Annotated in this window: 18 protein-coding genes; 9 read left to right on the top strand and 9 right to left on the bottom strand. The window is 72.0% G+C overall.

The features are described 5' to 3' along the window. Positions 1-119: 119 nt before the first annotated feature. Together ACSMTC_RS05405 and ACSMTC_RS05400 are read right to left on the bottom strand one after the other, a co-directional pair. Positions 120-968: an IS5 family transposase gene (locus ACSMTC_RS05405; protein WP_436557617.1), complete on the bottom strand. Its 849-nt coding sequence runs from the start codon at positions 966-968 to the stop codon at positions 120-122. Positions 969-1172: 204 nt separating this feature from the next. Continuing rightward, positions 1173-2345, bottom strand: a complete 1173-nt coding sequence (locus ACSMTC_RS05400; RefSeq protein WP_436558490.1) for a DUF418 domain-containing protein — start codon at positions 2343-2345, stop codon at positions 1173-1175. Positions 2346-2620: 275 nt separating this feature from the next. On the opposite strand from ACSMTC_RS05400, the gene ACSMTC_RS05395 reads away from it, so the two are divergent. Both ACSMTC_RS05395 and ACSMTC_RS05390 read left to right on the top strand, forming a co-directional pair. Further along, entirely contained in the window at positions 2621-4642 is a 2022-nt protein-coding gene (locus tag ACSMTC_RS05395) for an oxidoreductase (RefSeq protein WP_436558489.1), read from the top strand. Between the two features lie 222 nt (positions 4643-4864). Next, a complete protein-coding gene (locus ACSMTC_RS05390; protein ID WP_436558488.1) occupies positions 4865-5446 on the top strand; it encodes a PadR family transcriptional regulator in 582 nt (193 codons plus the stop codon). 15 nt (positions 5447-5461) lie between these two features. Here the strand turns inward: ACSMTC_RS05390 and ACSMTC_RS05385 are convergent, their stop codons facing one another. Next, positions 5462-6649 carry an alpha/beta hydrolase gene (locus ACSMTC_RS05385; protein ID WP_436558487.1) on the bottom strand — a complete coding sequence of 396 codons (1188 nt, stop codon included), beginning with the start codon at positions 6647-6649 and terminating at the stop codon, positions 5462-5464. 989 nt (positions 6650-7638) lie between these two features. On the opposite strand from ACSMTC_RS05385, the gene ACSMTC_RS05380 reads away from it, so the two are divergent. The 7 genes from ACSMTC_RS05380 to ACSMTC_RS05350 all read left to right on the top strand — a co-directional run bounded on the left by ACSMTC_RS05380 (position 7639) and on the right by ACSMTC_RS05350 (position 14630). Continuing rightward, a complete protein-coding gene (locus tag ACSMTC_RS05380) occupies positions 7639-8157 on the top strand; it encodes a tetratricopeptide repeat protein (protein ID WP_436558486.1) in 519 nt (172 codons plus the stop codon). Between the two features lie 160 nt (positions 8158-8317). Then, on the top strand, positions 8318-8749 hold the full coding sequence (locus tag ACSMTC_RS05375; RefSeq protein ID WP_436558485.1) for a hypothetical protein: 432 nt from the start codon (positions 8318-8320) through the stop codon (positions 8747-8749). Positions 8750-9193: 444 nt separating this feature from the next. After that, positions 9194-10333, top strand: a complete 1140-nt coding sequence (efeO, locus tag ACSMTC_RS05370) for an iron uptake system protein EfeO (protein ID WP_436558484.1) — start codon at positions 9194-9196, stop codon at positions 10331-10333. Between the two features lie 53 nt (positions 10334-10386). Then, the gene (gene efeB / locus ACSMTC_RS05365) at positions 10387-11655 is read left to right on the top strand and encodes an iron uptake transporter deferrochelatase/peroxidase subunit (protein ID WP_436558483.1); all 1269 of its coding nucleotides are present in this window, start codon (positions 10387-10389) and stop codon (positions 11653-11655) included. 34 nt (positions 11656-11689) lie between these two features. Then, positions 11690-12541 (top strand): iron uptake transporter permease EfeU, encoded by an 852-nt coding sequence (efeU, locus tag ACSMTC_RS05360; RefSeq protein WP_436558482.1) that lies wholly within the window; start codon positions 11690-11692, stop codon positions 12539-12541. 261 nt (positions 12542-12802) lie between these two features. Further along, positions 12803-13312 carry a F0F1 ATP synthase subunit B gene (gene atpF, locus ACSMTC_RS05355; protein ID WP_436558481.1) on the top strand — a complete coding sequence of 170 codons (510 nt, stop codon included), beginning with the start codon at positions 12803-12805 and terminating at the stop codon, positions 13310-13312. Between the two features lie 157 nt (positions 13313-13469). Then, entirely contained in the window at positions 13470-14630 is a 1161-nt protein-coding gene (locus ACSMTC_RS05350) for an alpha/beta hydrolase (protein WP_436558480.1), read from the top strand. A 4-nt stretch (positions 14631-14634) separates the two neighbouring features. Here the strand turns inward: ACSMTC_RS05350 and ACSMTC_RS05345 are convergent, their stop codons facing one another. The 6 genes from ACSMTC_RS05345 to ACSMTC_RS05320 form a co-directional block, all read right to left on the bottom strand. Beyond that, positions 14635-15249: a GNAT family N-acetyltransferase gene (locus tag ACSMTC_RS05345; protein ID WP_436558479.1), complete on the bottom strand. Its 615-nt coding sequence runs from the start codon at positions 15247-15249 to the stop codon at positions 14635-14637. 148 nt (positions 15250-15397) lie between these two features. Next, positions 15398-15634, bottom strand: a complete 237-nt coding sequence (locus ACSMTC_RS05340; protein WP_436558478.1) for a DUF6296 family protein — start codon at positions 15632-15634, stop codon at positions 15398-15400. A 62-nt stretch (positions 15635-15696) separates the two neighbouring features. Further along, the gene (locus ACSMTC_RS05335) at positions 15697-16659 is read right to left on the bottom strand and encodes a DUF7158 domain-containing protein (RefSeq protein WP_436558477.1); all 963 of its coding nucleotides are present in this window, start codon (positions 16657-16659) and stop codon (positions 15697-15699) included. Next, complete coding sequence (locus ACSMTC_RS05330) at positions 16656-20900, bottom strand: glycoside hydrolase family 38 N-terminal domain-containing protein (protein WP_436558476.1); 4245 nt, start codon at positions 20898-20900, stop codon at positions 16656-16658. The genes ACSMTC_RS05335 and ACSMTC_RS05330 overlap by 4 nt, the downstream gene beginning before the upstream one ends. A 48-nt stretch (positions 20901-20948) precedes the next feature. After that, positions 20949-23078, bottom strand: a complete 2130-nt coding sequence (locus ACSMTC_RS05325) for an endo-beta-N-acetylglucosaminidase (protein WP_436558475.1) — start codon at positions 23076-23078, stop codon at positions 20949-20951. A gap of 193 nt (positions 23079-23271) precedes the next feature. Further along, positions 23272-24564, bottom strand: coding sequence for a glycoside hydrolase 5 family protein (locus ACSMTC_RS05320; protein WP_436558474.1), 1293 nt, complete (start codon positions 24562-24564; stop codon positions 23272-23274). Positions 24565-24590 lie beyond the last annotated feature (26 nt).

Below are 24590 nucleotides of genomic sequence, written 5' to 3'. Positions count from 1 at the left end.
GAGGGATGTGCGTTCGAGGGCCCCTCCTGCCCGATGGCGGGCAAGGAGGGAGAGAGCTATCGGCACGCGACGCCGCGGGCCCTATTGCCGGTCGGTCTAAGAGGGTGTTCGATACCGATTTAGGCTGCCGCAGGCGGTTTCGGACGGAGGTATTGCCCGGTTCTGTCCGGGCTGGCGGTCAGGCGGTCGGTCATGGAGTTCACCATGGCCCACTGGATCATCGAGCGTGACCGGTCCGGCAGTTCCTCGTAGTCACGGTGGAGCCGCCGGTACCGGGACATGATCCCGAAGGTCTGCTCCACGCGCCAGCGGATCGGCTGGACGACGAAGCCTTTCTGCTCCTTGTCCCGGGCCACGACCTCGACGTCGATGTCGAGTGCGGCGCCGTGCTTGACGACGGCGTTGTTGTAGCCGGCGTCCACCCACGCTTTGGTCACGGTGGGCCACTGGGCGGCGAGGGTGTCCAGGACCTGCTTGCCGCCGGCGGAGTCCTGGACGCCGGCGGCGGTGACGATCAAAACCAGGAGCAGGCCGAGGGTGTCGGTGGCTATGTGGCGCTTGCGGCCCTTGACCCGCTTGCCGCCGTCGTAGCCCTGGCTGTCGGCCGGGGCGTTCGGTGAGGCTTTCACGGACTGGGCGTCGATGATCGCGGCGCTGGGCAGGATGCGGCGGCCCTTCTTCGCCCGGAGCTGGTCACGGAGTGTGTCGTGGATCCGCTCGGTGGTGCCGTCTCGTTCCCATTCCTTGAAGTAGCCGTAGACGGTGGTGTGGGGTGGGAAGTCGTGCGGAAGGTAGCGCCATGCGATGCCGGTCCGCGCGACGTAGAGGATCGCGTTGACCACCTCGCGCAGCCCGGTCGTGGGCTCACGTCCTTCGGCGCGGGTGCGTCGCCACTCCAGCAGCATGGGCTCGATGAGCTCCCACTGATCGTCCTTCAGGTCCGAGGGATACCGGCGTCGTTCCGTCACAGTTGATCAATATCGCGGACACGGACCCGGCCGCCACGAGATCCTGGAACCGAGTCCGCGCCGCAAGAACCAAAGCCGGACAGTTGGGGGGAATCCCCTATCGAACACCCTCTAAGGCGCCGCGGGCCCGAACACCGCGCCCCGGGGCGGTGCCCCGGGGCGCGGTGTTCGGGAGGTGCGGTTCCCCGAGCCCTGACCGGTCGCTCAGCGGACGAAGCGGGCCAGGAGGGTGGCCCGGTGGAGGACCGCCTCCAGCGGGCCGCGGCGGAAGCGGCGGGTCCAGAGCCAGGCGAGTGCCATGGCCAGTGCGCTGAAGGCCGCCAGCAGCAGCGCCGGTGAGCCCGGGAGGTCGTCCCCGCCGAGCGCCTCCATCAGCACGATGTGCCCGACGTACGCGGAGAGTGAGAGCGCGCCCACGGCGGCCACCGGCGCGACCGGCAGACGGGTACCGGCCGAGGGGCGCCACGCCAGCAGCGCGGTGCAGCCGACGACGATGATCAGTGCGACGCCGAGGGCGCCGAAGATCTCGAAGGTGGTGCCGCTGTGCGGGGCGGCGGTGAACAGCCCGGCGGGGTCGGCGATGTCCACGGTGCCGTCCTCGGGGCCGTTCAGCCAGTCCGTGCCCACGGGCGCGGACACGAACCGGCAGGCCAGCCAGGAGCCGCCGTACCCGAGGCAGATCAGTACGGCTCCCGTGGCGGCCAGCCGGGAGTGCACCCGGGCGTCGGTCAGGCCGAGCCGCCCGAGGGCCATCCCCGCGAGGACGAACGGCATCCAGGTCAGCGCCGGGTAGCTGCCGGTGAGCAGCAGCGCCAGCAGCCCCTCGCCACCGGTGAAGTGGGCGATCGGGTCGAGCGCGGTGAGCTGCCCGGTCCAGTCGCGGGCGTCGAGTCCGGACCGGAGCACGAAGGAGAGCTGCGGGCCGACCAGGGCCCAGATCAGCGCGGCGACGGCCAGCGGTCCGGCTGCCAGCCGCCGCAGCGGCAGGGCCAGCAGGAAGTAGAGGCCGTAGTAGGCGAGGATCACGTCGACCGGGGCCTTCATCGCCGTCAGCACACTGCCGACGGCCAGCAGGATCAGGGCCCGCACCGCGATCCTCGCCGCGGCCTGCCGGCCCTCGCGTCCGACTCGCGGGCTGCGCCCGGAGATCAGGGTCAGCGCGACACCTGCCAGCAGTGCGAAGAGTGCCGAGGCGCGCCCGTGGGCGAACTGTGCGGCCAGGCCGATCGGCCCGTTCTCGCCCTGCACCGGCCCGACGTGGGCGGCGAACATACCGAGCACGGCCAGGCCGCGTGCCAGGTCGAGGCCGACCAGGCGTCCCGTGGTGGCCGAACTCGTCGACCCGGCGCGGTGGTTGATGAGAGTGTCGGTGGACATGGCTCCAGTCTTCGGCATGTACCGCCCAGTACGGACCAACCGTGGAAGGGAAAGTCTCCCGCCGATCGGCGGGGAGCGCGGGGGAGCGCAGGTGGCGCGTAAGGAGAAGTGTGCGCCGGGGGCGGAAGGCGGACGGGGCGATGCGCGACCGGCGTGAGGTGCGACCGACGGCAGCGCCTGCGATCAACGGTAACCAATGGGCATGTGCAACTAGTTGCATAATCGGACTCGCCCGCCCTACCGTGAGGCGACGACTTCACGCGAGGAGGCGCTGGATGACCGCGTACCCCCACCTGATGAGCCCGCTCGACCTCGGGTTCACCACGCTGCCCAACCGGGTGCTGATGGGTTCGATGCACGTCGGCCTGGAGGAGGCGCCCGGCGGTTTCGAGCGGATGGGCGAGTTCTACGCCGCCCGGGTCCGCGGCGGGGTCGGGCTGATCGTCACCGGCGGGATCGCTCCGAACGAGGAGGGCCGGCCCTGGAGCGGCGGCGCCAAGCTGACCTGTGAGCAGGAGGTGGCGCAGCACGCCGTGGTCACCGCCGCCGTGCACCGCGAAGGCGGCAGGATCGCCATGCAGATCCTGCACTTCGGCCGCTACGCACACCACCCCGATCTGGTCGCGCCCAGCGCACTGCAGGCGCCGATCAGCCCGTTCACCCCGCGAGCGCTCACCGACGAGGAGGTCGAGCGGACCGTCGAGGACTTCGTCCGCGCCGCCGAACTCGCCCGCCGGGCCGGGTACGACGGCGTGGAGATCATGGGCTCCGAGGGCTATCTGATCAACGAGTTCATCGCCGCCGCCACCAACCGGCGCGAGGACCGCTGGGGCGGCTCGTACGAGAACCGGATGCGCTTCCCGGTCGAGATCGTCCGCCGTGTCCGCGAGCGGCTCGGGCCCGACTTCATCGTCATCTACCGGCTCTCCATGCTCGACCTGGTGCCCGGCGGATCCACCCTCGACGAGGTGATCACCCTGGCCAGGGCGGTCGAGGCGGCCGGCGCGACCATCATCAACACCGGCATCGGCTGGCACGAGGCGCGCATCCCCACCATCGCCACCTCCGTCCCGCGCGGCTCGTTCGCCTGGGTCACCAAGAAGGTGATGGGCGCCGTCCGGATCCCGCTGGTCACCAGCAATCGCATCAACACCCCCGAGACAGCCGAGCGGTTGCTCGCCGAGGGCCACGCCGACATGGTCGCGCTGGCCCGTCCGCTGCTGGCCGATCCGGACTTCGTCGCCAAGGCCGGACGCGGCCGGGCCGAGACCATCAACACCTGCATCGGCTGCAACCAGGCCTGCCTGGACCACACCTTCAGCGGCAGGATCACCTCCTGCCTGGTCAACCCCCGCGCCTGCCACGAGACCGAGCTGGTGCTCGGCCCGACCCGGCTCCGCAAGCGGATCGCGGTGGTCGGCGCGGGACCCGCCGGTCTCGCGTTCGCGGTCTCCGCCGCCGAGCGCGGCCACGCCGTCACCCTGTACGAGGCGGCGGACGAGATCGGCGGGCAGCTCAACGTCGCCCGCGAGGTGCCCGGCAAGGAGGAGTTCGACGAGACGCTGCGCTACTTCCGCCACCGGCTGGCGGCCGAGCAGGTCGAACTGCGGCTCGGCGCGGCGGCCACCGCCGAAGCGCTCGCCGCCGAGGGCTACGACGAGATCGTGCTCGCCACCGGGGTCACTCCGCGCACCCCGGAGATCCCCGGCATCGACCACCCCAGCGTGCTGGGCTACCTGGACGTGCTGCGGGACAAGGCGGAGGTCGGCGAACGCGTGGCGATCATCGGCGCCGGCGGCATCGGGTTCGACGTCGCGGCCTTCCTCACCGATCCCGGCGACGGTGCCGCACTCGACCGCGCGGCCTTCCACCGGCAGTGGGGCATCGACACCGAGTACCGGGCCCCCGGCGGCCTCGGACGACCGGAGCGGACCGCCGCGCCGCGCGGCGTCCACCTGCTCCAGCGCAGCACCGGCAAGGTCGGCGCCGGACTCGGCAAGACCACGGGCTGGATCCACCGCACCGAACTCCGTCACCGCGGCGTCACCATGCTCTCCGGCGTCGGGTACCGGAGGATCGACGACGCCGGACTGCACATCACCGTGGACGGTCGCGAGGAGACCATCCCCGTCGACACGGTGGTGGTCTGCACCGGACAGGAACCGCGGCGCGAGCTGTACGACGCGCTGCTCACCCACGGTGTGCGCCCGCATCTGATCGGTGGCGCGGACGTGGCCGCCGAACTGGACGCCAAGCGGGCCATCGACCAGGGCACCCGGCTCGCGGCCGCGCTCTGACCGGCACGGTCGCCTGCCGAACCGGTGGGACGGTGTTCCGGTCGGCGCGGTCGGGCGCCGACGGCGGGTCGGTGCCCGGGGCGGCGCGGTCGCGTGCCGACGTGCGGGCCGGTGCTCCGGTCCGGGCGGTCACGCTCCGGCTGGTGCGGTCCGTGCTCCGGCCCGCGCGTCCGTAGGATGCCTTCTGATACCCGTTGGTACCCGCCGGAGGCTCCACCGACCATGTCGCTGCCGCACGCCATCCTCACCGCCCTGCTGGAGAAGCCGTCCTCGGGGCTGGAGCTGACGCGCCGGTTCGACAAGTCGATCGGCTTCTTCTGGCCCGCCACCCACCAGCAGATCTACCGGGAGCTGAGCAGGCTGGAGGAGGCCGGACTGATCCGCGAACTCCCCCAGCAGCAGCCGGCCCGCGGCGGGCGCAAGGAGTACGAGGTCCTGCCCGAGGGGCGGGCCGCGCTGATCGCCTGGATCGGCGAGAGCCAGGACCCCAAGCCGGTCCGGGACGCGCTGGTGCTGCGGCTGCGGGCGGCCGCGGTGGTCGGTACGGCGGGAGTCGGCAGCGGCCTCGGTGACGAGCTGTGCCGCCACCGTGAGCTGCACCGGCGTCAGCTCGCCGAGTACCGGGAGATCGAGCAGCGCGACTTCGCCCCGGTGACGGACGAGAGAGCCCGCCTGCAGCACCTGGTGCTGCAGGCGGGCATCGGCCTGGAGACGTTCTGGCTCGACTGGCTCGACCAGGCGCTCGCCCAGCTGGCCGAGGGCGAGCTCGGCGAGGAACCGGACGGGGACCTGGGGGAGACCTGAGGAGCCTGCCGGGGATCAGTGCTGGGCCGGGATGATCCCGCTGAGCCACTTGAAGACGGGGTCGACCAGCGGTTTCCAGGTCGCGCTCAGGTGCGGCCCGTGGGTCTCGAACGTGGTCACCGTGGTCGGGGCCTTCGCCGCCTTCTGCAGCGCCACCGCGTCCTCCAGGCCGTCGCCCCTGTTGCCGGTCTCGTAGAGCGCGACGTTCGGCGGGGTGGGAGCGTGGGTCAGCAGGTACAGCGGGTTGGACGTCTCCCGCAGGTGCGGGTCCTTCGCGGTCAGCGAATCGGCCTCTCCGATCGGGTCGTTGTAGCCGGACATGCTGATCGCGGCCCGGTAGCGGTTGGGGTGCGCCAACGCGAGCCGGGTGGCGCAGTGCGCGCCCGCCGAGTAACCGGCCACCGCCCAGCGGTCGGACGAGGGGTCCACCCGGAAGTTGTCCAGCACCATCTGCGGTACGTCACGCGACAGCCAGGTCTCGGCGTTGACCTTGCCGGGCACGTCCGCGCAGCCCGTGTCGGTGTTCTTGCCGAGCAGCGTGACCCGGGGCGAGACCAGGATGAACGGCGTCACCTGACCGGACTTCATCAGCGGCGAGAGCTGCTTGGAGACGTCCATGGTGCCGAACCAGGTGCTGGAGGAGCCGGGGAACCCGGCCAGCAGCTCGACCACGGGGAAGGTCTTGTCCTTGAACGCGGGGTCGTCGTACTGCGGCGGTGTCCACACCAGCACCTCGCCGTCCACCCCGGAGAGCTGGCCCTTGAGGTCGGTCTCCTTGACGTCCTTGGGGACCGCGCTGTCGTCCACCCCGGTGAAGGACTGGATCACCTTCTTCCGGTCCTTGCCCGCGGCGGAGTCGGCCGAGAGACCGTTGTCCTTCGGCGGGACCGGAACCGCCCGGACGTGGTTGCTGGTGCCCAGCAGGTCTCCCCAGCTGTCGTAGATCAGGTTCGCGTTGTTGACCATCACGAACACCATCAGCACGGCGGTGGCCTGGCAGAGCAGGATCGTCGCCAGGTAGCCGGTGAACCGCAGCGGCCCGGTCCTGCCCTCCGCAGCCCGGCCCCGGGAGCCGCCCCGCCGACCCCGTCGGCTGTTGCGGCTACCGCCTCCTCCCCTTCCCCACTGCACCATGGCCAGTCCGATGGAGGCCAGGAAGAGGACGATCGTGAGGATGTAGAAGGGAGTACCGGTCAGATTCATCGCGTTCTTGTATCCAACTCCTGTGCCGACCGGGCCGTCTGCCCGGCGCGTACTTCGTTCGAAGAGGCCGCCGGAGGTCCGTGTCCGGTTGCCCGTGGCCCCTCAGCCGGGCGGCTGCCCCGCCGTCCCGACTCGGCCCGTCGTCCCGACTCGGCCCGTCGTCCGGCTCCGGGCCGCCCTCGCGGATCGGACCGTCGGCACTCGGGCCTTTGACGCCAGGGCCGTTGACGTCCAGGCCGATCAGCGCGATGCCGATGGAAGCCCCTGCTGCGGGATAGTAACCGGCCCTCCTCCGGAGGCGGTCCCTGAGGTGGGCCCGTGCCTCCGAGGTGCTCACCGGCGCCCTGGCCCGGTGCGCCTCCCCTCCGACGGCCCGGCGCTGCTGCCGGCCGGTGATCAGAACCACCGCACTTCCCCCGTACGCGCAGCCCGGTCGGACCGCCGCACCGCACCCTTGATTCGCACTGTTCACCCGCACCGCGGAAGAGGGCCAGAGGACCTGGCCGTGAGCCCGGACCCAGCCGCGTCGGAAGCGACCGGCGGGACACCTTCCCACACCCGAACCGAACGCTCAAGATCGGGTCCGACTGGCGTTCGACCGCCTCCCAAGCACTGCTCAAGTGCTGTTCAAACACTGCCCAAACGAGTGTCGGCGGTCATGGCGAAAGCTCCCCGCGAAGGGGTGGTCCACCGGCTCGCGAGCCGTCGGCCCCGGCGTCACGGGTGTGGCGCCGTCGGCCAGGCCGGCCGGTGCCACCGGCAGATCGCGCTCGGGCCGCTGGTCAGGGGTGGCGGAGATCCGTGTGATCGCTGACACACTGTCAGATGCATGCCCTGTCGCGCCGGCGCGCTGACCGGTGGAATCGCGATCCGGCCGAAACGCGTCCGCCCGGATCCCCGGACCGGACGGTCGAACACCACTTCCGCCGTGGCCGTGGCACAAGTACGTTGTCGAATGGATCGGTTCGTCGGAGGGGACGGTGCGGCGGGTGGGGATTTTCGGGCGCAGGAAGAAGCGGCAGGCCCCCGAGCAGCAGCAGCCGTCGCCGGGGATGATCGAGGTGGTCCTGGCCGGCAACATGCGGGTCCAGGTCCCGTCCTCCGGGCCGTTGTTCGAGGACATGCGGCGGCAGTTCCAGGCGGCCGGAGAGGCCGGCGACCCCAAGGCCATGCGCTATCTCGCCGCGCTGCTGAACGGCAGTGGCGACCCGCACGGGGCGGCGGAGTGGTGGGAGAGGTCCGCCGAGGGCGGCGACGTGGAGTCCGCGGCCTGGCTGGCCGGCTACTGCCTGCAGTTCGGGGAGCCGGAGGAGGCGCTCGCCTGGCTGCGGCAGGCGGCCGAGGGCGGGCACATGGAGTCGGCGTTCAATCTGGCCTCGTTCCACGTCGGCAACGGTGACCTGGCGGAGGCCAAGCGGTGGTTCACCACCGTCGCCGAGTCCGGCACCGGCAAGAGCGCGGAGGCCGCGCGGGAGCTGGCGATGCTCATCCGGGAGGGCGGCGAGTAGCCGCCGCCGGCCGACCGGAACCCGGGGCGGGACGGCGCCGCGGGCGGGACATCCCAATGATTCGCGAAATGAGGTGAACTGGGAGAGGAGAGACGGCGCTGGGCCATTGTGGCGGTGTAGGACGTTCACCAACGAGTCCGTCCGACACTGGAGGTAACCGGTGAATGCCACCAAGTACCTGGCCGTTCCGCTGTCCCTGGGGCTGGCGCTGACCGCGACGGCGGCCTCGGCCGCCACCACCGCGTCCGCCGCCGCCCGCCCGTCCCACAGGCTCTCCCGCGCCGTCGTGCTCACCAACGCCGACGACGGCCGCACGGTGACCGTGGCCCGCCACGACGTGGTCACGGTCAGGCTGACCCACATCCGCGACCAGGGGGAGACCTGGGTGTGGAGCGTGCCGAAGGCCGGTGCGCCCAAGGTCCTCCGGCCACACGGTGGCGGTACCTCGCCGGACGGGGACGCCTCCGCCGAATTCCAGGCGATCAGCCGGGGCACGAGCGACATCACCGCCTACCGGCGCTGTGTTCCCGACCCGGGCCACGTCTGCCCACGGGTCGTGATCCCCTGGAAAGCCACCATCGTCGTGAACTGACGGTGAGGATATGTGGTGGCCTCCCCGCCGGTCCGACTCATGGACCGACCGGCGTCGACCGGCTGCCCTTGAGGCGGCTCGTCGGCCCGGACGGGGAGGCCGCCGTGAGGTCGGGCGCGGTGGTGCCGCGCTGCTGGTGATCAGCGGGGGTCTGGCGGGGGCGGTGCTCCCGATGTGGGGCAGGGCAGCGCGGTCCGCCCGGGATTCCGGTCGTGGTGCCGGGCCGTCGAGGCGGGACCGCAATTCAGGGGCGATAAGTGACGAATACTCAGAAGTCCCGGTAATCCGCGGTTGACGGGTGGGGGACGGGGCGTGTGGACGTTAAAGAAAAGGTTTAGCTAAGGTATGCCTTAGCTAACTGGGCTCGCCGGGATTTGGACCACAGAACCACGGGCCCGGTTCTCCGTCATGCCCCGAACCGTCCCCGTCCACCGTGGAGCCCTCATGCCTGCCCGCCGTTCCACCGCAGCCGCGCTGTTCAGCCTCGTCGCGGCCACCGCCGTACTGACCGGCTGCACGGAGAAGAAGGGCGGCGCGGACTCGGCCGACGCGATCCAGGTGAACGCCTCCGACGACGCCTGTGAGCTCTCGAAGACCTCGTTCCCGAGCGGCCATGTGCAGCTGGCGGTCCACAACAAGGGCTCCAAGACCACCGAGGTGTACGTCTACGCCCCCGGCGACCGGATCGTCACCGAGCGCGAGAACATCGGCCCCGGCACCAAGGTGACCATCAATGCCGAGATCAAGGCCGGTTCCTACGAGGTCGCCTGCAAGCCCGGCATGGTCGGGGACGGCATCCGGCAGAAGATCACCGTGACCGGTGACGGCACCCCGGTCAAGAGCGACCCGCGTCTGGACGCCGCCGTCGCCGCCTACCGCGCGTACGTGCAGGAGCAGGCCGACCAGACCATTCCGGTGGTCGAGCAGTTCGCCGCCGCGATCAAGGCAGGCGAGCTGGACAGGGCCAAGTCGCTGTTCGCCCCGTCCCGGGTCGGCTGGGAGCGCACCGAGCCGGTCGCCGAGAGCTTCGGTGACATCGACCCGAAGACCGACGCCCGCGAGGACGGAGTGGAGCAGGGCCAGGAGTGGACCGGCTGGCACCGCCTGGAGAAGTCCCTGTGGGCGGACGACCGGATCGGTGACGACGAGAAGCAGCTGGCCGACCGGCTGGTCGCCGACCTGAAGGACTGGCGGCAGCGGGTCGGCAGCGCCGAGATCACCCCGACCGGCATGGCCAACGGCGCCAAGGAACTCCTCGACGAGGTCGCCAGGAACAAGGTCACCGGCGAGGAGGACCGTTACAGCCACACCGACCTCTCCGACTTCGCCGGCAACGTCGAAGGCGCGAAGAAGGCGTACGAGCTGCTGAAGCCGGTCGCCGCCGAGAAGGACGCGCAGCTGGCGAAGACGCTGGACGAGGAGTTCGCGGCGATCGAGGCGCTGCTGGCCAAGTACCGGCAGGCGGACGGCAGTTACACCCCGTACGACCAGGTCGGCCAGCCGGAGCGGAAGGTCTTCTCGGACGCGGTGAACGCACTGGCCGAGCCGCTGTCCAAGCTGGCCGCCGCAGTCGTCGTCAAGTGACCCCCAGCCTCCCCGAGAGCACCGGCACCGGTAGCGGAAGGATCCCGAACGCAGTGGACGAGCCCCAGCAGGCCGAGAAGAACAGCACCGCCCCCAGCCGGAGGTCCGTCATCGGCTGGGCGGGTGCCGGGGTGGCGCTGGGCGCCGCGGTCACCGGCTCGGTGGCGGCGGCGATGCGCGGCGAGAGCAAGGCGGTCCAACTGGTCGACTCCACCGTGGACATCCCCTTCCACGGCGATCACCAGGCCGGGATCGCCACCCCCGTCCAGGACCGGCTGCACTTCGCGGCCTTCGACGTCACCACCGCCAACCGCGACGCGCTGGTGCGGATGCTCAAGGAGTGGACCAAGGCGGCCGCCGCGATGACCGGGGGCCGCGAGGTCGGCACGGGCACCGCGGGCGCACTGCCCGAGGCCCCGCCGGACGACACCGGCGAGGCGCTCGGCCTGCCCGCCTCCCGGCTCACCCTCACCATCGGTTTCGGGCCCACCCTGTTCGAGAAGGACGGCGTGGACCGCTTCGGGCTGAAGGCCAGGCGGCCCGAGGCCCTGGTCGAGCTGCCCAGGTTCCCCGGCGACAACCTGGATCCGGCCCGCAGTGGCGGGGACATCTGCGTCCAGGCCTGCGCCGACGACCCGCAGGTCGCCGTGCACGCCATCCGCAACCTGGCCCGGATCGCCATGGGCACCGCGAGCATCCGCTGGTCCCAGCTGGGCTTCGGCAAGACCTCCTCCACCACCCCCGAGGCGCAGACCCCGCGCAACATGCTGGGGTTCAAGGACGGCACCCACAACATCGCGGGTACCGACCGGGCCGCGCTGGACGAGCACGTCTGGGTCGCCCCCGGTGAGGGGCCGGAGTGGATGACCGGAGGCTCCTACCTGGTCGCCCGCCGGATCCGGATGCACATCGAGACCTGGGACCGCGCCTCGCTCAAGGACCAGGAGGACACCTTCGGCCGGACCAAGGCCGAAGGCGCGCCCTACGGCAGGCAGCACGAACGGGACACCCCGGACCTGGACGCCATGCCGGCGGACTCGCACGTCCGGCTCGCCCACCCGGACAGCAACGACGGTCTGATGATCCTGCGCCGCGGCTTCTCCTTCACCGACGGCACGGACGGCCTCGGCCGCCTGGACGCCGGTCTGTTCTTCCTCGCCTACCAGCGCGACACCCGGAAGGCCTTCATACCGCTCCAGCGGAGACTGGCGTCCCACGACGCGCTCAACGAGTACATCCAGCACGTCGGCTCCGCCCACTTCGCCTGCCCGCCCGGGATCCGCAAGCCCGGCGAGTGGTGGGGCCAGGCCCTGTTCGGCTGACGACTCCCACCACCACCGACCCCAGGAGCCTCCCGTGTTCGGAAACTACCTGATCGGCCTGCGCGAGGGCCTCGAAGCCAGCCTCGTGGTCTGCATCCTGATCGCCTACCTGGTGAAGACCGGCCGCCGCGACCGGCTCGCCCCCGTCTGGGCCGGCATCGCCGCCGCCGTGCTGCTCAGCCTGGCCTTCGGCGCCGTCCTCCAGTACGGCTCCACCCAGCTGACCTTCGAGGCGCAGGAAGCGCTCGGCGGCTCGCTCTCGATCGTCGCGGTCGGACTGGTCACCTGGATGGTGTTCTGGATGCGGCGCACCGCCCGGCACCTCAAGGCAGAGCTGCACGGCAAGCTGGACGCCGCGCTCGCCATGGGCACCTTCGCGCTGGTGGTGACCGCCTTCCTCGCGGTCGGGCGCGAGGGCCTGGAGACGGCGCTGTTCATCTGGACCGCCGTGCAGGCCACCAGTGACGGGGTCAGGCCGCTGGTCGGCGCGCTGCTCGGGCTTGCCACCTCGGTGGTGCTCGGCTGGCTGTTCTACCGGGGCGCACTGAAGATCAACCTGGCCAGGTTCTTCACCTGGACCGGTGCGATGCTGGTCGTGGTCGCGGCCGGCGTGCTCGCCTACGGTGTGCACGACCTGCAGGAGGCGGGCTGGCTCCCCGGTCTGCACGACCAGCTCTTCGACATCAGCGGCACCATCCCCAAGGACAGCTGGTACGGCACCCTGCTCAAGGGCGTATTCAACTTCCAGCCCGACCCGACGGTGCTTCAGGTGGCGGTCTGGACGGTCTACCTGGCCCCGACGCTGGTGCTGTTCCTGCGCCGAAGCTCCACCCCCGGCTCGGGCCCGGCGGCCAAGCCGGTCACGACCGCGACCAAGGCGGCCTGACCGCCCGGTACCCGAGAGCGCCCTGCCCCGGCTTCCCCGCCGGGGCGGGGCGCTCCGCCGTATCAGCTCCGCCGTGTCAGCTCCAGGAAGGAGGTCTGGAACCGGGCATCCGGAGCGAGGAGTTGCGGCACCGGGCCGGTGTGGCGGCTCATCGTCCCTGCGGCACCCGGTTTTTGGGTACAGGGCCTCGGGCGCCGGTGTGACGACCGGTCAGGAGACCCTGGGTGCAGGGGCTGAGAACTCCGCGTCTATCATGCGCTCATGGGACCTTTGCAACCGGATCCGGCTGAACTCGTCCTCGGCCTCGTGGTGTTCTTCCTCATCTTCGGCATACTCGGCAAGGCCTTGCTGCCGCGGATCGAGAGGACGCTCGCGGAGCGCGAGGACGCCATCGGCGGCGGCATGGAACGCGCGGAGACCGCCCGCGCCGAGGCACAGCGCATCTACGAGGAGTACCAGGCGGAGCTGAAGGCGGCCCGCCACGAGGCGTCCCGGCTCCGCCAGGAGGCGGCCGAGGAGGGTGCCGCGATGCTCGCGGCGATCCGTGCCGAGGGCCAGCAGCAGCGCGACCAGCTGGTGGCGGAGGCCACGGTGCAGCTGGCCGCCGACCGGGTCATCGCCGAGGCCGAGCTGCGCGAGGACGTCATCGCCGTCGCCACCGAGCTGGCCAGCCGGGTCGTCGGCGAGTCGCTGGCCGACCTGCCGAACACGCGGGCCGTCGCCGACGCGTTCTTCGCCGAGCTGGACGACAAGGCCACCGTGAAGTCCTGACCACCGCCGTCGACCGCGACCGACCGCCGGGCCCACGGGCCCGACGGTCGGTCCTTCGTTTCCGGGAAGTCCCCCAAGTCACCGAGGCACCCCCCGGCGGTCCCGAGCACAGCACCTCGGGCATCCTGGTGATCTGAACAGGAACGGGGGAACCGACATGCGAGTGGTGGAACGGCTCACCGGGACACTCGGCCGCGACATCGTGGCGGCCTCCCCGGTGGCGAGCGGTGACGGCCGGGAGCACCACCGCCTGGTCCTGCGGGACCGGCCCGTACCGCTGACCCTCGACGTACTCGCCGCCACCGGCGCCACACCACGTCGGGTGGTCCACCTGCTGCCCGGCGGTGGACTCAACGCCCGGGCCGGCTACTTCACCGCACCGGGCCGCAGCCTCGCCCAGTTCCTGTGCGACCACGGCTTCCTGGTGGTCGGGATCTCGCCCCGCGAGGACGCCCTCACCACGGCCGACGCCGACTGCGCCGACTGGGGCCTGGCCCACCACCGCGCGGACGTCGAGCGGGTCGTCGCGGCGGTGCGGGAGGCGGTGGACCTGCCGTACGACCTGCTGGGCCACTCGGCCGGAGCCCTACTGGCGCTGGACACCGCGGCCCACGGCGGTGGCCGCGGGCCGCAGCGGGTGATCGCGCTGGACACCACCGGCCCGTTCGACCCCGTCGCCGAGCCCGGACTCACCGCCCGCGCCGCCGACCTGACCGCCGCACTCCAGCAGCTGCTGGACCAGGGCATCCGGACCGTCGACCCCGGCCTGAAGACGCTGTTCGCCCGCGCGGCCGAGGACCCCGACGGCGACAGCGGGGTACCGCGCCCGGTCGACGCGTCCACCCGCTTCGGCAATCTGGCACTCGCCCACTACGCCCTGACGCACACCCGCGAGCTGCCGGGACCGGCCAACTGGATCTACCAACGAGGGCACAGCAGCGGCGAGTTCCACTTCGGCGCCACCCCGCGGCAGGACCGGTTCGCCCTCGACCGCACCCCGTTCGCCGTCTGGGCGGCGGCGGTCGGCCGGCTCGGCAGCGGCCTGCAGCCGACCGCGCTGCTCCGTGACCTCGCGGCGGTGTGGGCCGGCCGGGACGACGTCTACCGGATCGACTGGGCCGCGATCCGGGCCGAGGTGGTCTGGATCAACACCGAACTCGGGCGGGGCGACCACGATCTGGCGGCCCGGCTGATCCGCGAAGGCGGTGGCGGCCCGGTCGGCTTCTCCGTGCTCCCGGGCTACGGGCACGGTGACGTCGTCTGGGCCGCCACCGCCGAGCACGAGGTGTGGCCGTCCCTGCTGCCCGCGGGCGACTGAACGCTCAGACGCTCTCCGGGAACCCGCGGTGGCGCTCCCACTCGGGGGCCAGGATCGACATCACGATGTCGTCCACCCACTCCCCGTCGTAGTACAGCGCGTCACGCTGGACGCCCTCCAGCACGAATCCGGCCTTCTCATAGCTGCGCCGGGCACGCGGGTTGAACGCGAGCACCCCCAGCGAGATCCGGTGCAGCCCGAGCTGCTCGAAGCCGTAGCCGACGATCAGCCGCAGCGCCTCGGTGCCGAGCCCCCGGTTCTGCCCCGACGAGGCCAGCAGGATGCGGAAGTTACAGCTGCGGTTGCCGCTGTCCCAGCGGTTCAGCACCGTCTCGCCCACGCAGAGGCCGGTCGCCCGCTCGACCACGGCCAGGTCGAGCCGGTCGGTCTGCTCGTGCCGGGTGCCGTACCAACTGCGGATCCGCTCCTCGGTCTTGTCGTCCCACGGCTCGGTATCCTGCGGTCCGTGGCCGCTGCCGGTGAGCCTGCCGATCTCCGGGTCCTGGAGGAACTCGCGGATGGTGGCGATGTCCTCGTCCACCCGGAACGGGCGCAGCACCACCTTCTCTCCGACGAGGGTGGGTTTGACGGAGAAGTCGGTCCGGGAGTGGTCGCTCATGGGCCGATTGTCGGTACGTCCGGCGCACCCCGCAAAGGAATTTCCCGGTCAACCGTTCCACCGGTCACCGGCCCGGTGGCCGGCTCTTCTGGACGTCCCCACCGGGACCGGCCGGGTGGCGCCCCCGAGGCAGCCGACCGGCTGCGGCTCAGGGAAGCGCCTCCGCGTGCATCGGGGTGCGTGGTGTCTGGTGTCCGCCGCTGGCCAGCATCCGGACCTCGCCGCGATCACTGATCTCGGCTCTGACGATCCCGGAGTCGTCCGCATAGACGGGATGGCCGCCGGGGCCGTCCACGCCCGTGTCCTTGACGACGACCACGTCCTGTGGCCGGTGGCTGCCCGGTTCGCCGGGGAACGTCAGTGCGTACCGTCGTACTCGACCCATGACCGGCCTCCTCAGCGGGCCCCACCGTCCATCGTACGGAGGGTGGGACCGCCGAGCGGAGGTCAGTGCCGGTGGTGGTTGTCCGGCTGGGCCGGATCACCGGGGTGCTCCAGACCCGGCACCAGGCGCAGCCGGTGCGCGCGGGCGTGGTCCAGCCAGCGGACGAAGGCGATCCGGCGGGCGGCTTCGAGCAGCTCGGGGGCGGGGTCGTCCGGAGCGTCCGGAGCATCGCGTTCGGTGAGCAGGGCGGCCGTCCAGCCGTCCACGCTGACCGTCCTCCCCGGGCCGGCCGCGCGCAGCGCGGCGGCCAGCGCGCGCGGCAGCGACCGCGGCCGGGCCTCGAACTCGCCGTCCGGAGTGGCGATCCGCCAGAGCGGCCCGTCCCCGTCGGACCCGTCCCGCCGCTCCTCGACGGCGGAGCGGTACGCGGCGACCTCGGCGGGTGGGACCGTGACACCGGCGGTCACGGCCCGGTACACCGCCCGTACGGCGGCGCTGCCCTCGAACGCGGCGGCGGCGATCGAGCCCAGCTCGACGGCGGCACGCTGGTCCAGCCGGACCGGCGGTGCCTCGGTATCCCCGGAGTGCTCGATCCCGGCGGTCAGTCCGCGCGCCGCCGCCTCGGCGGCACAGAGCTGCTCGGTGAGCAGCACCTGGGCGACCCAACGGGTCAGTTGCCGGTCCTCGGCGCTCCCGGGGACCGGCAGTGCGGAGGACCGGGGCCCGGTGCGCAGGGCGGTGAGCCGGCGGTCGAGCTCACCCCGGGGCAGCGGCCGGCCGTCCAGCAGGCCGAGGATCCCGGGGGCGGGGTGCCCGTGCTGCGCTTGCCCGTGCGCATGCCCGTGCGCGGGTTCGTGCACGCGCTCGCGCATCTGCTCCTGCGTCCGCCCGTTCCCGTGCCCGTCCGTCCGCTCGCCGCCGTCCGTCCGCTCGCCCCCGGTCGGGAGCCCGTCCTCGGCCGGGTGCCCGGAGCGATCGCCGTCGGCCACGTGCGCCCGGTCGTGCTGCCGGTGTGCGGTGCTCACGGGGCGATCACCAGCTCGACGGTCGGGGCGTACTGGCAGCGGCCGAACCACATCACCTTCGCCAGTGCCCAGTACGCCCCGGCCTCGGCATCGCGCGGGACGGCCACCTCGCAGGTGACCGTCCGCTCGGCACCTGCCGGAAGGCTGAAGCCGCGCACGGGATCGGCGATCGCTCCCCAGGTGCCCCACGGGGAGACCAGCTGCAGCTCGCCCCGGATCTCCCCCCGCGTGCGGTTGGCGAGCACCACGCCCAACTCGGCCCGGCCGCCGGGCACCAGGCGCAGCGAGGAGGAGGTGACATCCACCGAAAGCCCGGTGTCCCGGCCGGTGGCGGCCTTGGTCCCCTGAGCCGCCGCCCAGTCCTCGGGGATCCCGCCCGCCACCGGCAGCACCTGAGGCAGATCACCCACTGCGATCGTGGCGACGTCCTCGACGGACTGCCCGGCGTACTCCACCCGGGCCGCCACGAAGTACAGACCGGGTGCGGTACCGGCCGGTGGCCGGAGCGTCACCGGGAAGCGGAGATGCCCGCCGGCCTCCAGGCGGTAGGGCCGCCGTCCGGGGGCCACCTCCCACCCCTGGGGAGCCAGCAGGCTCGCCGTGCCCTCGACCGCCGCGTCGCGCAGGTGCGAGGCGAGTACCACGGAGATCTCCACCGGTTCACCGTCCGTGCGCAGCAGACCGGGCGAGACCCCGACGGAGACCGGGAGGTAGCCCATCGGAGCCGGACCCCGGTTGTGCAGCCAGTAGCGCGCGTGCACGGGCTGCGCGACCTCGGCGACCGGGCCGAGCGCACCCGCCGCTACGGCATCCCAAGGTCCGGCCTCGGCGGCCTCCGGTACGCCCACCAGGGTCGCGACCTCCGAGCCGTGCAGCTCAGGGGCGCCCGTGAGCGGCTCACCGGCGCGCTCCAGCAGGTCGGCCGTACGCAGCTCGGCGAACCGCAGCGCGCCCTCCAGCCGCACACCGCGGCCGAGACCGGTGGACTCCACCAGGCGAAGCGTGACGCCGGCGGCCGGGTCGGCGGCGGCCGCCGAGCCCTGGGCGATCGGGTTGCCGGTCGGCTTGAGGGTGCCGAGCAGCACCTCGCGCTCCGGCCGGACCCGCAGGTTGGCCCGGTGGGCCGGGAGCGGGCCCGGGTGGTCGGGGACGAGCCTCGCGTACAGCGGGTGGTTGAACTCCTGGCCCTGCGCGGGCAGGGCCAGGGCCCGCCAGTCGCCGTCACCGGACACCAGTGAGTAGCTGAACTCATGGGTCCAGTGCTGGAGTTGGAAGGAGGCACCGTCGGGCAGGGTGCGCTGCGGCGGATCGATCCAGACCCCGGACGGCCAGCCGGTGCAGCTGCGCATCAGCGAGAGGTGCAGCGCGCCGGTCGGGTCCACGGCGAAGCCGGGCAGGCCGAAGGTGAGCAGGGCGACGGTGTGGTCGGTGAGCAGCTCGCCCGCTGCCACCGTGCCGGGGCAGACGGCAGCGACCCGGGCGTCGGCGAGGTCCTCGGCGAGCGCGGCGGAATCCGTCACCACCAGGGCGGGCAGTGCGCGCAGGTCGCGCAGGTCGGCACCCGGCTGCCACATCTCGTGCAGCGGCTTGTCGGCCGGTACCCACACCCGCCCGTGCGTCCTGAGTGCGGCGGCGTACTCGGCACCGGCCCGCTCCAGCAACTCGCGGGTGGCGTCGTTGACTTCGGGGCCGCCGAGGACGATGCGGAAGTCCGGCAGGTTGGAGTCGACGTCCAGCCAGCCGTAGCGGGACCAGTCGGCGCTCGCGGTGGTCGCGGTGACGCCCACGCGGGCCAGTGCGACGACCAGTTCGCGCGCCGAGGCGGCGGCCTCCAGGGTCGGGACCACCACCTCGGCGACGCCGAGTGCCCGCTCGCCGATCGTCGCGCCGGTCAGGTCACAGAGCTGGACCCGGGCCGTGGCGCTCAGTCCGAACCAGGTGTTGGCCGGGTTGTCCAGGGTCCACGGCGACTCGGCCGCGTCGACGTCCGGCAGCGCGAAACCGCGCCCGACCACGGCGTCGGCCACCTCGCTGACCGGCAGCGCGCCGGGCAGGTCGACCGGGAAGCGCAGTCGCAGCAGCCGGTCCGCACCCGCGTAGTCCAGTACCCGGGTCCGGCAGTCGACCCGTTCGACACCGTGCCAGAGCGTCACCGTCTGCTCGTACCCGATGCCGTCGACGGTGCCGCCGATCACCAGTCGTTCGCCGAGCGGGCCGGTCTCCCGGCGGACGGTGGCACTCCCGTCGGCGGCACCGACCACCGGGCCCTTGGGGACCAGGTGCCAGGGGCCCTCGCCGAAGTCCGGGTGCTGCGGGTACTCCTCGTACACCCGCAGCTCGTTGCCGACCCGGCCCTCCTGGATCAGCTCCCGTCCGTGGCGCAGGTCGTGGACGCTGGACAGCCCGCCGCCCCGGGACGGGTCAGCGGTGACCCGGTAGCGTTCGTTGCCGATGGTCCGGCCCTCGGCGTGCTGCCAGGCGGCGTCCGGCGTACCGTCCACCAGCCGCCAGGTCCGCCAGCCGAGCGCGGGGACGTCCGCGGCCAGGAAGCGCAAGGTGCCCCGGTCCACCGCGCAGGGCACCTCGGCGCCGGTGTCGTCCAGTACCCGGCCGCCGTCGGTGCCCTCCGGCAGCGGGACCTCCACCGGCGCCGAGCGGTCGAAGGACAGCGTGTTGGTGACGACCACGGCCGTCCCCTCGCCCGTGGTGTCGATCCGGCCGAGCAGTGCGTCCAGCGCGGTGTCGCGGACCGCGGCGGCCAGGTCGTACGCCTCGCGCCAGCCCGAGAGCAGGTCGATGTACACCTGGTCGGACTCGGAGCCGGTGATCGCGTCATGGTGTGCGCCGTAGGCGAGTTGGCGCCAGACCTTGTCGAGAGCGGCCTGCGGGTAGCTGCCCAGGTGCTGGAGGGCGGCCAGGGTGGCGAGCTTCTCGGCGTCCACGGCGGCCACCTCGGCGGCCCGCTGGGCCTGCTTGGTGTCGATGTAGGAGACGTCCTTGCCGGTGTAGACCGGGTTCATGTCGCGGGTCTGCGGGCTGGGCCGCCGGCCGGTGGCGGCGAGTTCGGCGCGGACGGCGGTGAGGAAGTCGCGCGGTGTGCCGCAGATGAAGCGCGGCCAGACGTACTTGGCGGCCCAGGAGCGGTGGATCTCGGTGACCCACTTGTTCGGCGGGGTGTAGTCGGTGCCGACGGGCAGCAGCAGGTTCCTCGTCGCGCCGACCGGCTTGAGTTTGCGGTACAGCTCGTAGACGGCCTGTTCGGCGGAGGCCAGGTCGGGGGAGGAGTCCATCCACCAGCCGGCGGAGTAGTGGTGCGGCATGAAGTGGGTGAGCACCCCGCGCCCCGAGGGCGAGATCCACTCGAACTCGCTCGGGAACTGCATCACCCTGGCGTCGTCCTTGGCCGTGCGGAAGTTCTTCTGGATCGGCCCCCACTGGTGGAACGGCCCGCGCGCCCAGGCGCTGCCGGTCAGCCCCGCCGCGTCCAGGTATCCCGGGAACTGCGGGTCGTGCCCGAAGACGTCCAGCTGCCAGGCGGTCTGCGGGTCACCGCCGAGGATCTCGCGCTGGTAGCCGATGCCGTAGAGGATGTTGCGGATGGTGGTCTCCGCGCCGGTCAGGTTGGTGTTCGGCTCGTTGTAGGTGCCGCCGACCAGTTCCACCTGGCCTCGCTCCAGCAGCCGACGCAGATCGGCGCGGCGTTCGGGGTGCTGGTCGAAGTACGGCTTCAGATAGTCGACTTCGGCGAGGACGAACCGGTACACCGGGTCGCGCAGCGCCAGGTCCAGATGGGCGTCGACGAGCGCGAAGCCGTTGCGCTCCCACAGCGGCCGGGTGGTGGCGTCGCCGGAGAGCAGCTCCCACGGCGAGGTGTAGGCGGCCTGGGTGTTCCACCAGACCGGGTCGTAGTGGAAGTGCGAGACCAGGTACATGGTCCAGCCCGCCTCGGCGACCTCGACGGTCGCCTCGGCCGTGGCGGCCGTGTTCTCGGTGGCGCCCTCGGCCGTCACCGTCACCGTGACCGGGATCCGGGCGCCGGCCACCGGATCGGCGATGGTGAGCGGGACTTCGAGCACGCCCGTGCCGGCGGCCTCGCCGCTGACACCGGGACCGGTGACGGTGACCCGGACCGGCGGGCCGTCAGCGGCCGTGTCCAGGGTCACGCGTAGTACCTGGCGGGGGGCTTCCTCGGTGCCGACGAACAGGTCGGTGTTCTCCACGGCGGTGATGGCGACCGGCACGGGTGGTCCTTCCTGGGGTGAGGGTGTCGTACGGTGGTGCTCCTGCTGCTACGAGCCTCGGGCGTCGAGATCGCGGGCGGCGGGGGCCGGCCGGTCCGGCGCCGGAGCGCTCCCGACTGGCGGGGCGCCCGCCCAACTGATCCTGGCCGTGGCCACTGTGGAGCGTCCGTACGTCGTCGAGACCGCCTGGACCTCGATGGTGGTGGTGCTCTCCGTGCCGAACCGGTCCAGCCGGGGGACGAAGTAGGCGTCATCGGGCGTGCCGCCGAGGAAGGTGCGGCTGCCGTCCGGGTCGCAGCGGTACACCTCGTAGTGGTGCACGGCGCCGGCCTTCGGCGCGCTCCAGGACAGCCGCAGCGACTTGCGGGTCGCCGAGACGTCGGTGGCGCCGAGCACGGTGAGAGCGGTGGGCGCGGCGGTGGCGCTCACCGGTCCGTCGTACACCGCGAGCTGGCCGATCCGCACATCGTAGGAGGCGACGGGGCTCGGTGCGGCGACCCGGAGGCCGATCTGGGCGATGGTCCGCCCCTTGTACCCCGAAAGGTCCAGGGTCCGCCGCTCCCAGCCGCTGCCGTGGGTCGCGCCCAGGGGGATGGTGGTGAACCTGGTCGGGTCGTCGGTGAAGGAGACGGCCGCACTGAGGTGGGAGTCCCCGGCAGCGGGGGTCCTGAGGACGACGGAGAGCCTGGTGGCGGCGGTCACCGGCAAGCGGGACTCGTACAGGCGGATGGTGTTGACCGCGTCCAGCCGCCCGGTCAGGCGCAGCGAGGAGCCGCCCTCGTAGGCGTCGGTGAAGTCGATCGACGGGCTGAGTCTGCTGCCGTTCGAGGCCACCAGCCAGCGGTAGGTGGGCAGTACGTCCTGGAGCGAGAGGTTGTTCCAACCGCCTGACGCGACCCGCTTCCCGCCCGAGTTGTAGAAGTCGCCCTGACCGGTGTCGAAGGAGGTGACGAACGGCTTGGCGGTGACGGGCGAGGACTCGGCGATGTAGTCGGCCAGGCCCTTCCAGGAGTCCGGGGTGGTGGTGTCGGACGGATCGCCGTTGGCGCCGACCCAGTAGCGGGATTCCCTGGCGTAGAAGTCGGCGCGGTCGCCGGCCGACTTCCAGGTCCACTCGGGGCGGTACAGGCCGACCGAGGTGACCTGCGGCTTTCCCGGCGGGAAGAGCGCGTCCCAGGAGACACCGGTGCGGTAGCCGTCGGCCTCGGTGTCGATGCCCGAGTACAGGTCGTACTCGCTGCGGCCCAGCGAGCGTGCCACGCTGCGGGAGGAGTCGAGTCCGGCGGCCGTCCAGCCGAAGTCGAGGAACATCGAGTCGGCGACCCGCTTGGCGCCGTCCTGCAGAAAGGCCGAGTTGGCCGAGTCCAGCTGCTCCTGCCAGCCGACGTCGCCGGAGGCGGTCATCGCGTCGTACCACTGGAACTCGATCCGGCCCTGTGCCCGCGCGTACGTCATGGTGTCGCGCAGCTCGGTGGCGAGGGCCGAATCGCCGCCGCCCGTCTCCTGGTTGACGAACCAGCCGTCGAAGCCGTAGTACTTCGCCACCTGCACCAGCTTGTCCGCGACCGGGTAGCGGGAGCCGGACTTCCGCACGAAGTCGCGCACCCACTGGAGCTGCCCGCCATAGGCGGCGGGCGGGAAGAACACCGTGCCGTAGACCTTGACGCCGTTGCGGTGCGCGGCGTCGATGACCGTCGGGTTGGGTGCCAGGATCAGCCCCTCGCTCGCCGAACCACCCCAGAACACCAGGGTGTTCACGTACTGCCAGTAGCCGAAGGCGTAGTAGTCGGGGTCGGCCGAACCCTGCGAGGGGTTGGCGGAGGTCGGGCCGAAGGAGACCAGCGAGGAGATCTTCGCCTCGCCGGCCCGGGCGTTGGGGTTGGCCCGCAGCGCCGGATCGGTGGTCCGTGGTTGCAGCGGGACCCGGGAGCGGTTGAACCTGGCATCCGGGTCGGTCGCCGGGTCCCAGTCGAGGATGGTGTTCGGGTACCAGTGGGAGGCGTACGGCTGGCTGCCGTTGGTGGTAGCGGTCCTGGGTAAGGAATCGGCCGTGGCTTCGGCGGTGGCCGTGGCTGCGGCCCGGTCCTGGTCCGGGGCGGCGGCCGTCGCGGGCACCGTGCCGAGGACGGTGGTGGCGAGGGCCGCGCACAGGAGCAGGGACAGGTGTCTGAGTCTCATCCGGGTCTCCGATCCAGCGCGAGGGCGAGTGGTCGGGTGCGGCGGTTCAGCGGTTCAGCGGTTCAGCGGTTCAGCGGTTCGGCGGTGCGATGGTGCGGCGGTGGGGCCGTGGTGCGGTGTGGCGGTCGGGCCGTGGGGCCGTGGCGCGGTGCGGCGGTGGTGCGGTGCGGTGGTGCGGCGCCGCACCGGGTGCTCAGGACCGGCCGTCGGGCCGGACCAGGGTGCCGGGATCGATGAGCTTGCCGACGCCGCGCGCGGCCAGGTACCCGGGGTCGCCCGCACGGGCGGTGGGGACGATGGCGACCGGGCCCGAGGAGCGCAGCCGTACCCACTCGGAGTGGAAGGCGCTGCCGGGGGCCACCTCGGCGCGGCGGTCGGGGCGTTCACGCAGATCGACCTCGCAGAGCAGGCCGGGGCGGTCGACGGCCGCGTCGCGCCGATCCGGGTGCCGGGCGGTCCGCTCGGCCGAGCGCTGCTCGGTGATGGCGGCGGCGAGTTCGGAGGCGAGCGGCTTGCGGCGGTGGTCGGTGGTGAACAGACCGAGGTCGTACTCGCGCTCGGGGAAGTCGGCGAGCGAACGGTCCAGGTCGTGTGAGCACCACCAGGTGACGCCCCACAGCGAGGGGTTGGCGAGAACGCGGTCGAGTGTGCGGCGGACGAAGGCGGGCGCGTGCTGATCCGGTACGTCCGGCCGTGGTGCGCCGATCTCCTGGAGCCAGACCGGGCGGGCCGGGTCCGCGGCGGTCGCGGCGGCGAGCTCGACCAGGTAGTCGGCGTGGGAGACGGTGGCCTCACCGAGTGGGCCGTCGAGCGCGGAGACACCGTTGAACACCCAGGAGTGGACGGTGGTCAGATCACCCAACTCGGCCGCGTCGACGGGATGGAAGGGGTGCTCCGGGTCGTACCAGGCGGCGTCGTAGAGCGAGTACAGGCCGAGCACGTACGGCGCGGCCGCCCGGATGGTCTGCAGCAGCTCGGCGGCCCACCGGGAGGACTCCTCGGCATCGGCGGGGTTGGCCGGCCAGAGGTTGTTGACCTCGTTGCCCAGGGTGATGGCGAAGACGTTCGACCTGCTGGAGGCCGCCCGGCTCACCCGGTCCGCGTAGCGGATGACGCCTTCGCGGACGGCGGGATCGGTGAAGAGGCTGCGCCGGTGCCAGGTGAGGACCCAGGAGGGCAGGAAGTCGTAGCTGGACAGGTGCCCCTGGAGCAGGTCGACGGCCACATCGAGATCGAACTCCGCCGCGATGTCGATGAGTTCGACCAGGTCGTCGATGCCGCGACGGCGGATCAGCGAGCGGTTCGGCTGGATCCACGGCCAGATCGGGAAGACCCGGACGTGGTCCAGGCCGAGGCCGGCCAGGTCCTCGAAGTCGCGCCGTACGGCATCGGCCGAGAAGTCCAGCCAGCTGTAGAACCAGCCCGCCGAGGGTACGTAGTTGACGCCGAACCGGACTCGGTCAGGGCTTGGGTGCTGGGTGGTCACGCGCGTCCTCCGGCTGCCGGGTAGGG

The organism is Kitasatospora sp. HPM-01-4 (assembly GCF_051374625.1).
Lineage (GTDB): Bacteria > Actinomycetota > Actinomycetes > Streptomycetales > Streptomycetaceae > Kitasatospora.
Note: the sequence above shows the minus strand (reverse complement) of the source record. Positions and strands in the feature narration are given on the sequence as shown.